The organism is Candidatus Pelagibacter sp. uisw_138, from assembly GCF_059512485.2.
This window is the reverse complement of sequence record NZ_CM183453.2, coordinates 1,316,305-1,328,054: the sequence shown is the minus strand read 5'-3', so window position 1 is coordinate 1,328,054 and position 11,750 is coordinate 1,316,305. Positions and strand designations below refer to the sequence as shown.

Below are 11,750 nucleotides of genomic sequence, written 5' to 3'. Positions count from 1 at the left end.
TTCAAATACTACTCATCTTATTTAAAATTTTCCAGCTTTTTGAGTCTATCGGCATAATAGATAATCTACTTTGTTTAATAAGCGATAAATGGCTAAGAGACTTGGTTTTTTTAACCTCTTCAAGAGTTACACTTTTCTTTAATTTTTCTTTAAACTTTACTTGAACAGCTACAAATCGTCCATCTTTGTCAGTTTTGTCTAAGAACGCTTCTTTAATAACTTCAACTATACCTACAATTTCTTTGCCTATATTTGAGTGATAAAAAAAACAAAGGTCACCTTTTTTCATTCCTCTTAAATTTTTAGCTGCTTGGTAATTTCTAACTCCGTCCCAGGGAGCACCTTTGGCACCAGCCTTTTTTTGCTGATCAATTGACCAAACGTCAGGTTCAGATTTCATTAACCAGTACTGCATCTAATTGTTCTTCCAATATTTACCTATCTTTTTGAGCATAGCACTTTAATTTAACAGTGCTTTTTAAAAACACTTATCACATATTTACTACATAATTTTATAAAACATGTGCAGTAAAATGTACAACAAATTTAAGTTAATTTTTAATCACTTTAATAAAAACAATCTATATTTTTTCCTAAAAATGTTTTAAATCTTTCTCAATATGTTTCTAATTTATTTAAAAAAATATTTAAAGTCATTTAAGTATATTAGAATGTTGAACTATAAACTAAATAAACAATATACTAATTTTGATAAATTAAATCTCAAAAAAAATTCTATTGTAATAGATATAGGAGCTAATACAGGATTAATTACTCAACTAATTGAAGATAAGTATGATTGTCATATTGATTGCTATGAGCCAAATCAATATGCCTTTGATGAATTGCAAAGTAAATTTAAAAATAATAAAAAAATTAATTGTTATAACGAAGCAGTTACTGAAAAAGATAGTGAAGAAAAAATATATTATCACAAAAATTCAGAAATAAACAGATTGAAGTGGTCAACAGGCACCTCTTTGTTGAAAGACAAGTCTAATGTTGATCCTTTAAATTTCAAAATAATTAAAACTAAAGCAATATCGAACATAATAAAAAAATTTGAAGTAATTGATTTAATTAAAATTGATATAGAGGGTTATGAATATAAAATTATTCCTGAATTAATTAAAAATAAAAATAAAATTAAAAAAGTAATTTGTGAATTACATGGCAATCCAATCACCAACAAAAGCAAATTTTTAAATAAAGATCATCGGGAATTGATAATAAAATTAAAAGAACAGAACCTCTATAATAATTGGTTTATAGAGCATTTTTAATTTTTTTTTTATTGTCTCTAAACTAAAACTTAACTCCAGCACCCTTGAGAAAAGCAGCATTTTCATCTAATTGCCACCTTGGTTTTGTAGGATGGTCTAAATTATTAAACTGTTTTAATTTGAATTTTTCTAGCCCAACAACTGCTATCATCGCAGCATTATCCCCACATAGCTCAATGGGAGGAAACATATTTGTGTAATTTTTTTCATTACATAAATTAATCAACATAGATCTAATTTTTTTGTTTGCAGCAACTCCACCGGCAACCACAAATATTTTTTTTTTTAAATTATTTTTTTTTTCAAACTCAGTAAATGCAATTTTAGTTTTTTTATACAAAATTTCTTCAATTGTTTTTTGAAAAGATGCTGCAAGGTCATATTTTTCTTGATCAGTTTTTATTTTTTTTGATATTTTTAAAACAGCAGTCTTTAAACCTGCAAATGATAAATTACAGCCGCCTTTATAAAAAATTGGTTTGGGTAGTTCATATTTATCAGGATTACCTTTTTTTGCATATATTTCAATTTGTGGCCCACCAGGAAACTCTATTCCTAATAATTTTGCTGTTTTATCAAATGCCTCACCCACAGCATCATCAATAGTTGTACCTAATCTCTTATAATTTCCTAAACTTTGCACACTTAAAAATTGAGTATGACCTCCTGAAATTAAAAGCAATAAGTAAGGATAGTTTAATTTAGAATTTATTTTTGGGCTTAATGCATGTCCTTCTAAATGATTAACAGCTATAAAAGGTTTATTGAGAGAAGAGGCCATTGCTTTTCCAAAACTTAAACCAACTGAAAGACAGACCATAAGACCAGGTCCTGCAGTTGCTGCTATAGCATCCACGTCTTCCATTTTTATTCCACTTTCATCAAGTGCTTTTTTTGTGATTAAATCTATTTTTTCCATATGGGACCTTGCAGCAAGTTCAGGCACAACGCCACCAAATTTTTTATGAACATCTACCTGACTTGAAACAATACTTGATAAAATTAATGGCATACCTTGCTCATTTTCAGTTATGATAGAGGCAGCTGTTTCATCACAGCTTGATTCAATTCCTAAGATTATGGGTTTTTTATTCATTAAATTAGTTTTTATTAATAATATATTCTCAATATAAGTATGAAGTATAAAGCAATTAAATGAAAAATAGAAAAATTATTATAGGCTCTAGAGGTAGCAAATTAGCACTAATCTATGCAGAAAAGGCTAAAGAAAAAATTTTCAAACATTCAAAAGATTTTGGAATTGAAGAAGTAATCATTAAAGAAATCGTAACCAAGGGTGATCAAGTTCAAGACAAAAGATTATCTGAAGTAGGTGGTAAGGGACTTTTCTCAAAAACAATAGAGATTGAATTATTAGAAAAAAAAATAGATATAGCTGTGCATGCGTTAAAAGATATGCCGACTGAAGAAACTAAAGGACTGTTAACAGATTGTTTTTTAGAAAGAAATGATCCAAGGGAAATTTTAATTAGCAAAGATAATAAACATCTAAAAGATTTAGCTCCAAATTCAATTATTGGAACATCTTCTTTTAGAAGAGAATTTCAGATTAAAAAAATAAGAAATGATCTTGATTGTAAATTAATTAGAGGAAATGTTGATACAAGAATAAGAAAACTTAACGAAAATTTATATGATGCAATTATCTTATCTTATGCTGGAATTGATTCTTTAGGATTAAATCAAAATATCTCTCAAACTTTTTCTACTTCAGAAATTATACCTTGTGCAGGACAAGGAGTTATTGCTTTGCAATGTAGAAATAGTGATGAAGAGTTAATTGAGCTATTAAAACATGTTGATCATCAATCAACACATAGTACAATAAAAGCTGAAAGAATTATTTTAAAGGTTTTAGAAGGGGACTGTGAAACAGCAGTAGGAGCATTTGCTAGTATTGAGGGCAATAAAATTACTCTCGAAGTAGAGCTTTTTTCACTAGATGGCAGTAAAAGATTTCATTTAAAATCATCTGAAAGTATAAACAAAGCAGAAGAATTGGGAATAGAAATGGGAGAAACCCTAAAAAAGATGTCTAATAATTCTTACAAAAAATAATATGCATATTTTATTCACACGACCCTTAGAAGATTGTCATGAAATGATATTAAAATTTCAATCATTGGGTCATGAAATATCTCATTTACCTTTAATTAATATTGAAGGTCTAAAACATGAAGTTCCAAACTATCCTGAGTTTAAAGGAATTATTTTTACCAGTACTAATGCTATTAAATTTTTGGATATAAAGAACATTGATAAAAAATTAAAATGCTTTTGTGTTGGAAACGCTACAGAAAAAAAAGCTAGAAGTGTTGGTTTCCAAAATGTTTTTGCAGCTGAGGGAAATGTTAATAACCTTAAGGAATTAATCTTACAAAATTTCAAATCTTCTGAAGGAAAGTTAATTTATATAAGTGGAGAAATAATCTCTAGCGATTTAGATAAGGAACTTATTTCGAGTGGGTACACAATAGAACGATTAATTAATTATAGAGCCAACGCGATCGAAAAATATGATGAAGGCTTTATCGAAAAACTGAAATTGAAAATGCCTGAAATCACTTACATTTATTCGCAAAATAGTGCTATTAATTTTTTAAAAGTAATTAAAAATTATCAGCTAGAAACCTTATGGATGAATACTAATTTGATGTGCATTGGAGAAAAAACCTCTTCAATTCTTAATGAAATTAAATGGAAAAAAATTTTTCTTTTTAACCCTGGAGAAGAAGAATTTTTGCTATATAAAATTTAATTATGGACATATTTGGTAATTTTAGTGACCTGTTTATTTCTGTTTGGTCTAAAGGAATTCGTGGAGTTGATATTTTTCAAATACTAATTGGTATTGGAATATTTTTTATTTTTTTAATTTTTAGAGGAATAATAAGTAAAGTTATTATTAAAAGATTAGAAGCAATTTCAAAAAGAACTACAAATAAATTAGATGACACATTCGTCCATGCAATGGAAGGGCCAGCTAGATTTTTACCAATTGTTCTAGGTTTTTTTATTGCAAGTTATTATATGTCTTTTGCAGATGATGGCAGAGCTATAGTTGATACAATTAATCGAACATTAATTACAATTTTAATATTCTGGGTTATCCATCAAATTATTGAACCAATTTCATATATTTTAAGTGGGCTAGATAAAATGTTAACCCGTGAGTTAGTGGGATGGATTATAAAATCCTTAAAGATTTTAATTTTTATTCTAGGGTTAGCAGCTGTTCTTGAACTTTGGGGAATAAAAATTGGACCAATTATTGCAGGACTTGGTTTATTTGGTGTTGCTGTTGCTTTAGGTGCACAAGATTTATTTAAAAATTTAATTTCAGGGATTTTAGTTTTAGTAGAAAAAAGATTTAAAATTGGAGATTGGATTTTAGTAGAAGGTATCATTGAAGGGATTGTTGAGAAAATTGGTTTTAGATCAACAGTTTTAAGAAAGTTTGATAAATCTTTAGCTATAATTCCTAATTTTCAGTTTGCTGAAAATGCAGTTATCAATATTAGTGAGACAACTAACTGGAGAATAGATTGGGCAATAACACTTCAATATGACACTACTGTTGATCAGCTAAAAAAAATAAGAGATGAAATTGAAGGCCACATTAATAAAAATGATGATTTTGATAAAGCTGTAGGAGTTGCGGTTAGAGTTGAAAAATTTTCAGATAGTTCGATTGATATGAGGGTTAGATGTTTTACTACTTCTAATAGTTTTTCAACATGGTTGGAGGTTAAAGAAAAACTTGCAATTGAAATAAAACAAATTGTTGAAGGAAACAAAGCAGCTTTTGCTTTCCCAAGTCAGTCAATTTATATTGAGAAAAAATGATAGCCATTTTTTACTTAGCTCTTCAAATATTAAAGCTTTATTCTTATGTGGTAATTGCAAATGTAGTAATTAGCTGGCTTGTTTCTTTTAATATTATAAATACTCAAAACAGGTTTGTTTATTCAATATTAGAAATGACTTACCGATTAACTGAGCCAATGCTTAATAGAATAAGACGATTTCTCCCTAACTTAGGATCATTAGATATTGCACCAGTAGTACTACTGTTGTTGATTTGGTTTATAGAAATGTGTATGAAACTCTACATTGCACCAATGATTTTTTAGGGAAATTTATGATCTTAATAGATGGAAAAAAAATAGCAGCTGAACTCAGAGAAGATCTTAGAAGAGAAGTTGTAGAGTTAAAAGCTAAACATAATAAAATTCCAGGACTTACAGTAATATTAATTGGAGATATGGCTCCTAGTCAAATTTATGTTCGTATGAAAGAAAAAGCTGCGAATGAAGTGGGGTTAAAATCTGAAGTAATTAGATATCCAGAAGCTGTGGAAGAAAAAACAGTATTAGATAAAATTGAAGAATTAAACAAAGATGAAAGTATTTCAGGAATTTTAGTTCAATTGCCTTTACCAAAACACATCGATAAGCAAAAAGTTATTGAAACTATTTTACCAGGTAAAGATGTTGATGGGTTTCATCCAATGAATGTTGGTAATCTTTCATCAGGCTATGAAAGCTCAGTACCTTGTACTCCGCTAGGATGTTATTTAATGATTAAAAAAATTGAACCAAATCTAAGTGGGAAAAAAGCAGTTATGATTGGTAGATCAAATTTAAATGGCAAGCCAATGGCACAGTTACTTTTAAAAGAAAATTGTACGGTTACGATAACCCATTCAAAAACTAAAGATTTAAAAGCAGAATGCTTGGAGGCAGATATTATTGTTGCAGCAGTGGGTATTCCAGAGCTTGTAAAAGCAGACTGGGTTAAAAAAGATGCAATCGTAATTGATGTTGGAATAAATAAAACTGAAAACGGTATAGTTGGAGATGTTGCTTTTGAAGAAGTGTCAAAAGTTGCAAGGGCTTTAACACCTGTTCCAGGTGGAGTAGGGCCAATGACTATTGCCTGCTTGCTAAAAAATACAATTGAGTGTTTTAAAAGAACTCAAAAATAAAAATTTTCCATTTCCCTCTAATAATTCCTTAACATTTGAAAAAGGAAATGTTTATTTTTTATTAATTTTTCCTATGACTATCTTGCAAACAAATAACAAAAAATGACCAGTCATTATTTAAGTAACTTTGAAGTGACTAGTAAGCTTATAATTAGTTGATAAAAGATTATTTATGTCCATATGTACCAAAACAAAAATTTAATTAAAAAAACAACATAAATGATAAAATTTTTAATTTTCTTATTCTCAATTATTATTTATAACTCTTCAATAATGGCTGTAGAAAAAAAACCTTATCATCATTTACCAGATGGAACTTTTAGAAATCCAGAAGGATCGCCAGTTAGAACTAGCCAAGCCAAGTTTTCATACACACAATTCATTAAATTGAAAAAGAAAATAGACATGAATGTTCCAAAAGAACATGTTGTAGCTAAAGAGAAAGTTTTATCTGATTTAGAAAAGTATAAAAATGAAGATTATATTGCTTGGATTGGTCATGCTACATACTTAATTAAGTTAGGAGATACAACGATTATAACAGATCCTGTATTCTCTAAAAATGCAGGACCTTTAATTTTTGGCCCAGATAGATTTACTGAGCCTGCCTTAAATTTAAATGAAATTCCAAAGACTGATTTATTATTATTAACACATAATCATTATGATCATCAAGATATGGGAACCATTAGAAAGTACCCGTTTAAAAATACAAAAGTTTTAGCACCTCTAAATCTTGGAAAGTATTTTACAAAAAATAAATTTAAAGATGTAAATGAAATGGATTGGTACGAAGAAATTAAAGTTAATGAGGATATAAAAGTAACATTACTCCCAGCTGTTCATTGGTCTAAAAGAAGCCTAACAGATATGAACAAAACACTCTGGGGTAATTTCTTAATTGAATATAAGGGTAAAAAAATCTTATTTGCTTGTGATACTGGTTACGGAAATATTTATAAAGAGTTAGGTGAAAAATATGGTCCAATTGATTTAACAATGATTAATATTGGAGCTTATGACTTTAAGCCTATGTTTGATAAATCGATTTATCACACAACGCCAGAAGAAGCTTTAAATGTAGCTAAAGATTTAAGAAGTAAAAAGGTTATGGGAACACACTGGGGAACTTTTGTTTTATCTCTAGAACCTATTATGGAACCACCTGTACGATTTAAAGCTAGTGCAGAAAAATATGGTTTTAAAAAAGAGGATGCTATTATCTTTAAAACTGGAGAGATAAACTCTTTAAAAAATATATTATCAAATTAAGATTATTTTTTTTCCATTAACCATAAAGCATTTTCACTTAAGAAAAATATTTTACCATTAGATGGATGAACTTGAATATCTCTTATTCTTCCAATATTATTTTTAAATATAAGATCTTCTTTAACATTAGTTAGATCATTAAATATTAATTTTCTTAAAGATTTATCTTTTAAAGAAGTAACTAGCGCATGCCCATTCCATTCTTTAAACTCATTTCCTTTGTAAATTGTAATAGCACTAGTAGCTATGGAAGGTACCCAATATTGAATTGCTTTAGTAAAACCTGACTTCCATTTAGGACCTATCTTTGTTCCTGAGTAATTTTTTCCTCCCCAGCCTAAAATTTTCCATCCATAATTTTCTCCTTTTTTAGACTCTCCAAACCAATCGCCACCTCTTGCTCCATGATTACTTAAATATATTTTTCCATCATAATCAGAGAGGGTTAAACCTTGTGGATTACGAACACCTATTTGATAAATTTCAGGTAACCAGTTTTTCTTCCCTTCAAATTTTGGATTATCTTTTGGAATACGACCGTCAGTATAAATTCTAATAATACTACCAGGATGTTTTGTGGGATCTTGAGCAATCATACCTTGACCTCTTTCACCAGCTGAAGCATAAAGATAGTCACCCTTAATCGCCAATCTTGAACCGAAATGATAACCAGAGTCTATAGGAGGGTTTGCTTGAAAAATATTTTTAAAATCTAATTCTTGTTTGTTTAATTGTGCTTTTGCAATTGATGTACTTGTTTTAGCGTCCCCTCTGTCTTCTGAATAAGAAATCCATAGAGTATTATCTTCGTAAATAATATCTAATAATCCACCTTGGCTGACTTCTAAAAAATTAAGATTATGTTTAATCTCTGTAACTTCTCTTGAAATAAAATTAACAATTTTAATTTTTCCACTTTTTTCAGTAATAATGATTTCTTCATTATTAATAAATGATGATCCCCAAGGATCATCTAGCTCTATTATTTTAGTGAATTTATAATCATCTGAAAAAGATAGTGTGATATTAATAAATAGTAAGAATAAAGATACAGAAATAATTTTCATTAATTTATAAAGATCTTCCTTGAATATAAAATTCTTTTTTTTCATTAAATTTCACAATGTCTTTTGTGTTAAACCAACTATTATTATAAACACTAATCTCACCTTTAACATGCAATGTATTATTCAGAATTTTTGTATCACAATAAATTCTATCTCCAATCAAAGTTCCTTTAAGTGATCTTTTTTTGTATTCAATTACTGTCTCAACATTTTTAAAAACAGTATTGATCGCGCATGGACCTATTTCAGTCATTCCCCAATTGACCATAAAATTACAACCTTTTTTTACAAAATCTATAATTAAGTCCCATTCCACTGGCTCACTACCACATGTAATCCATACACCCCTCAAGTTCATATCCTTGAATGACTTTGTTAGTCTGATTGCTTTGGCGTGATCAGGGGTTAGGTGACTGTGAGTATAATTCGTTATTTTTTTACAGAATCTATAGGCATTAAATTTTTCTATATCTACTTCAGCACCAACTTCAAATGCAGGTAGAGTTTGAGCTAAAAGACCTCCTGCATGTTCCATTTTACAAACAGTATAAACTTTACTTTTGGATGATATTTGTTGGCATTCTCGAGACACTTCATTTGCATTTTTTAATTTTTTAGGAGCTTGATATATTTTTTTTGGTAAGCCAGCAGTTCCACTAGTGCTTAGTTCAATCCCATTTTTTAATATCAGCGCTAAACTGTTTCTCTGTTTCATTTACAATTCTTTTGGCAAGTTTATAGGGTGTAAAAGCAAAGACCCATGGAAAAATACTATGAATAAAACCTGTAAAAAAAATAAGCAATGCAAGAAAATTAAAATAATTTGCATATAAAAAATGTTTAATCCAACTTGACTTAATTTTTTTTAGATGATTTAAATCAAAATCCATTTTAAGATAACTTAGATCTTCCACCATCAACTGCAATTACTTGGCCAGTAATCCAAGAGCTCTCTTCAGTAATTAAAAATTTAGCAAGCGCTGCAGAATCTTTTCCTTCACCCAATCTTTTGAGAGGATGAGCTTTAGCAATTCCTTCTGCAATTGCAGGATTTTTTAGCATTGGCTCTGCAATTTTAGATTTTGATAAACTTGGTGCAATACAATTTACCCTAATATGTGGAGCAAACTCAGCAGCCAGTGTAACAGTTAATCCTTCAACAGCAGCTTTAGCAGATGCAATAATTGTATGATTAGTAAAACCTCTTTGAGCGGCAACAGTTGAAAATAAAACTACCGAACCTTTGTTTTTTTTTAAACTTTCCTGATATCCCTTAATAGTTTCAATGGCTGAATAAAGGTTTAGTTTCATGCATTTATTCATATCAGCCTCAGTAACCATTCTTAATGGTTTTAAATCAATAGATCCTACACAGTAAGCAATACCCTTAATTTCATTAACATCTGATTTTACTTTTTCTATAAACCCATCTTCCAAAACATCAGCAACCGTATAAGAGCAGCCTAATTTTTCTGCAATAGCTTTAACTTCAATTTCATTTCTTGCTACAAGATGAATATCATTGTCTGAATTTTTTAATTGTTCTGCTAAGCTAGAGCCTACAGAACCTGTCGCACCAAAAATAAGATATTTTTCTGACATATAATTTTTATTTAGTTATATTTAACTATGAAATTGTTTTTTATACTTGGCAATCAATTATTTCCATTAAAATACGTAGACCGCTTCAAAAAGGACCACTCTTTTTACATGGCAGAAGATTACGAACTATGTACTTATGAAAAGCATCATAAGCAAAAGATACTGCTATTTCTATCTTCTATGAGATCTTATGCGGAAATGCTTAAGGTGAATAAATATAAAGTTGAATATTCTAAAATTGAGGACAAAAATTTTAAAGACACTTATTTTAAGAAATTAAAAATTATCATTGATAAAAAAAAAATTACTGAAATTGCAAGCTTTGAGGTTGAGGATAAATTTTTTGAAAAGAAAATTTCACAATTTTTAAAAAAAGAAAAAATTAATTGGAATGTTATTCAAACTCCAATGTTTCTAAATTCAAGAGACGAGTTTAAAAATTATTTAGCAAAATCAAAAAAACCTTTTATGGCAACATTTTATAAAGAGGTTCGTAAAAAATCTGGAATATTAATGGGAGCCGATGGAAATCCTATTGGAGGTAAATGGAGTTTTGATGAAGATAACAGAAATAAGCTACCGAAAGATATATTAATACCAAAATTTCCAGAAATTAATGAAACCAATCATACTAAAAAATTAAAACCTATCATTGAAAAGTTTTTTAAAGATCATCCTGGTAGCACAAGTAATTTTTGGCTTGTAACTGAATATGTTGATGTTGTTAAACTTTTAGATTTTTTTATTAAAGAAAAATCAAATTTATTTGGTGATTATGAGGATGCCGTTAATCAAAAAGACAATATTTTATTTCATAGTGCATTAAGTCCATACATTAATTTAGGATTGATAACTCCTGAGATTATCATTAAAAAAATTTTAGAATTTCATAAAAAACACAAAATTAGAATGAACTCGCTTGAAGGTTATATTCGTCAGATAATAGGCTGGAGAGAGTTCATGCGTGGAATTTATCAGGGTTATTCTGATGAAATGGAGACTAAAAATTTTTTCAAACATGAGAGAAAAATGAAAAATTCTTGGTATGAGGGCACAACAGGTTTACCCCCATTGGATCATGCAATTAAAAATGCAGTTAATCATGGGTGGTCTCATCATATAGAAAGGTTAATGATTTTATCCAACATTATGAACCTTTGTGAAGTGAAACCAATTAATGTTTATAAATGGTTTATGGAAATGTTTGTAGATTCATCTGATTGGGTAATGGTTCCTAATGTTTATGGAATGGGGCTATTTAGTGATGGAGGTATTTTTGCAACAAAACCATACATCTGTGGATCAAGTTACTTTATGAAGATGATGGATTTTAAAAAAGGGGAATGGTGTAATACGATGGATGGCCTTTATTGGAGATTTATAAATAAAAATAGAAAATTTTTTTTAAAGAACCCTAGATTATCAATGATGGTTTATGTTTTTGATAAAATGAAAGATGAAAGAAAAAAAATGATTTTATTTGAAGCAGATAAGTTTATTAAGAATAATACGATTTAA

14 protein-coding genes are annotated in these 11,750 nt (G+C 28.8%); 8 read left to right on the top strand and 6 right to left on the bottom strand.

What is annotated here, in order from left to right; genetic code table 11:
- Position 1: 1 nt before the first annotated feature.
- Positions 2 to 415, bottom strand: coding sequence for an EVE domain-containing protein (locus AC5YGC_RS07115; protein ID WP_496139529.1), 414 nt, complete (start codon positions 413 to 415; stop codon positions 2 to 4).
- Between the two features lie 256 nt (positions 416 to 671).
- Here AC5YGC_RS07115 and AC5YGC_RS07110 point away from each other — a divergent pair, with 256 nt between their 5' ends.
- Positions 672 to 1,283 carry an FkbM family methyltransferase gene (locus AC5YGC_RS07110; RefSeq protein WP_496139528.1) on the top strand — a complete coding sequence of 204 codons (612 nt, stop codon included), beginning with the start codon at positions 672 to 674 and terminating at the stop codon, positions 1,281 to 1,283.
- Positions 1,284 to 1,305: 22 nt separating this feature from the next.
- Here the strand turns inward: AC5YGC_RS07110 and tsaD are convergent, their stop codons facing one another.
- The gene (tsaD, locus tag AC5YGC_RS07105; protein WP_502314015.1) at positions 1,306 to 2,379 is read right to left on the bottom strand and encodes a tRNA (adenosine(37)-N6)-threonylcarbamoyltransferase complex transferase subunit TsaD; all 1,074 of its coding nucleotides are present in this window, start codon (positions 2,377 to 2,379) and stop codon (positions 1,306 to 1,308) included.
- Between the two features lie 59 nt (positions 2,380 to 2,438).
- Between tsaD and hemC the strand changes: the two genes are divergently transcribed.
- The 6 genes from hemC (at position 2,439) to AC5YGC_RS07075 (ending at position 7,563) form a co-directional block, all read left to right on the top strand.
- Positions 2,439 to 3,362, top strand: a complete 924-nt coding sequence (gene hemC / locus AC5YGC_RS07100) for a hydroxymethylbilane synthase (RefSeq protein ID WP_496139527.1) — start codon at positions 2,439 to 2,441, stop codon at positions 3,360 to 3,362.
- A 1-nt stretch (position 3,363) separates the two neighbouring features.
- Positions 3,364 to 4,062, top strand: coding sequence for a uroporphyrinogen-III synthase (locus tag AC5YGC_RS07095; protein WP_415302925.1), 699 nt, complete (start codon positions 3,364 to 3,366; stop codon positions 4,060 to 4,062).
- Between the two features lie 2 nt (positions 4,063 to 4,064).
- Positions 4,065 to 5,150 (top strand): mechanosensitive ion channel domain-containing protein, encoded by a 1,086-nt coding sequence (locus tag AC5YGC_RS07090; protein ID WP_496139526.1) that lies wholly within the window; start codon positions 4,065 to 4,067, stop codon positions 5,148 to 5,150.
- Positions 5,147 to 5,437, top strand: a complete 291-nt coding sequence (locus AC5YGC_RS07085; RefSeq protein ID WP_415278218.1) for a YggT family protein — start codon at positions 5,147 to 5,149, stop codon at positions 5,435 to 5,437. The genes AC5YGC_RS07090 and AC5YGC_RS07085 overlap by 4 nt, the downstream gene beginning before the upstream one ends.
- 8 nt (positions 5,438 to 5,445) lie before the next feature.
- Complete coding sequence (locus AC5YGC_RS07080; RefSeq protein ID WP_496139525.1) at positions 5,446 to 6,291, top strand: tetrahydrofolate dehydrogenase/cyclohydrolase catalytic domain-containing protein; 846 nt, start codon at positions 5,446 to 5,448, stop codon at positions 6,289 to 6,291.
- Positions 6,292 to 6,510: 219 nt separating this feature from the next.
- The gene (locus AC5YGC_RS07075) at positions 6,511 to 7,563 is read left to right on the top strand and encodes an MBL fold metallo-hydrolase (protein WP_496139524.1); all 1,053 of its coding nucleotides are present in this window, start codon (positions 6,511 to 6,513) and stop codon (positions 7,561 to 7,563) included.
- A 2-nt stretch (positions 7,564 to 7,565) separates the two neighbouring features.
- On the opposite strand, the gene AC5YGC_RS07070 is transcribed toward AC5YGC_RS07075, so the two are convergent.
- From AC5YGC_RS07070 to AC5YGC_RS07055, 4 genes are read right to left on the bottom strand one after another with little or no spacing between them, the layout of a single operon-like run.
- Positions 7,566 to 8,630: a PQQ-dependent sugar dehydrogenase gene (locus AC5YGC_RS07070; RefSeq protein WP_496140321.1), complete on the bottom strand. Its 1,065-nt coding sequence runs from the start codon at positions 8,628 to 8,630 to the stop codon at positions 7,566 to 7,568.
- Positions 8,631 to 8,634: 4 nt separating this feature from the next.
- Entirely contained in the window at positions 8,635 to 9,345 is a 711-nt protein-coding gene (locus AC5YGC_RS07065) for an AMP-binding protein (protein ID WP_496139523.1), read from the bottom strand.
- Positions 9,299 to 9,520 carry a DUF6356 family protein gene (locus AC5YGC_RS07060; RefSeq protein WP_496139522.1) on the bottom strand — a complete coding sequence of 74 codons (222 nt, stop codon included), beginning with the start codon at positions 9,518 to 9,520 and terminating at the stop codon, positions 9,299 to 9,301. Before AC5YGC_RS07060 ends, AC5YGC_RS07065 begins: the two co-directional genes overlap by 47 nt.
- A gap of 1 nt (position 9,521) precedes the next feature.
- Positions 9,522 to 10,232 carry an SDR family oxidoreductase gene (locus AC5YGC_RS07055; protein WP_496139521.1) on the bottom strand — a complete coding sequence of 237 codons (711 nt, stop codon included), beginning with the start codon at positions 10,230 to 10,232 and terminating at the stop codon, positions 9,522 to 9,524.
- 27 nt (positions 10,233 to 10,259) lie between these two features.
- On the opposite strand from AC5YGC_RS07055, the gene AC5YGC_RS07050 reads away from it, so the two are divergent.
- Entirely contained in the window at positions 10,260 to 11,750 is a 1,491-nt protein-coding gene (locus tag AC5YGC_RS07050; protein ID WP_496139520.1) for a cryptochrome/photolyase family protein, read from the top strand.

What these genes read in the sequence shown, in the direction of transcription:
- AC5YGC_RS07115 (WP_496139529.1), bottom strand. Translation starts at nt 415, where the DNA reads ATGCAGTACTGGTTAATGAAATCTGAACCTGACGTTTGGTCAATTGAT.
- AC5YGC_RS07110 (WP_496139528.1), top strand. Translation starts at nt 672, where the DNA reads ATGTTGAACTATAAACTAAATAAACAATATACTAATTTTGATAAATTA.
- tsaD (WP_502314015.1), bottom strand. Translation starts at nt 2,379, where the DNA reads ATGAATAAAAAACCCATAATCTTAGGAATTGAATCAAGCTGTGATGAA.
- hemC (WP_496139527.1), top strand. Translation starts at nt 2,439, where the DNA reads ATGAAAAATAGAAAAATTATTATAGGCTCTAGAGGTAGCAAATTAGCA.
- AC5YGC_RS07095 (WP_415302925.1), top strand. Translation starts at nt 3,364, where the DNA reads ATGCATATTTTATTCACACGACCCTTAGAAGATTGTCATGAAATGATA.
- AC5YGC_RS07090 (WP_496139526.1), top strand. Translation starts at nt 4,065, where the DNA reads ATGGACATATTTGGTAATTTTAGTGACCTGTTTATTTCTGTTTGGTCT.
- AC5YGC_RS07085 (WP_415278218.1), top strand. Translation starts at nt 5,147, where the DNA reads ATGATAGCCATTTTTTACTTAGCTCTTCAAATATTAAAGCTTTATTCT.
- AC5YGC_RS07080 (WP_496139525.1), top strand. Translation starts at nt 5,446, where the DNA reads ATGATCTTAATAGATGGAAAAAAAATAGCAGCTGAACTCAGAGAAGAT.
- AC5YGC_RS07075 (WP_496139524.1), top strand. Translation starts at nt 6,511, where the DNA reads ATGATAAAATTTTTAATTTTCTTATTCTCAATTATTATTTATAACTCT.
- AC5YGC_RS07070 (WP_496140321.1), bottom strand. Translation starts at nt 8,630, where the DNA reads ATGAAAATTATTTCTGTATCTTTATTCTTACTATTTATTAATATCACA.
- AC5YGC_RS07065 (WP_496139523.1), bottom strand. Translation starts at nt 9,345, where the DNA reads ATGAAACAGAGAAACAGTTTAGCGCTGATATTAAAAAATGGGATTGAA.
- AC5YGC_RS07060 (WP_496139522.1), bottom strand. Translation starts at nt 9,520, where the DNA reads ATGGATTTTGATTTAAATCATCTAAAAAAAATTAAGTCAAGTTGGATT.
- AC5YGC_RS07055 (WP_496139521.1), bottom strand. Translation starts at nt 10,232, where the DNA reads ATGTCAGAAAAATATCTTATTTTTGGTGCGACAGGTTCTGTAGGCTCT.
- AC5YGC_RS07050 (WP_496139520.1), top strand. Translation starts at nt 10,260, where the DNA reads ATGAAATTGTTTTTTATACTTGGCAATCAATTATTTCCATTAAAATAC.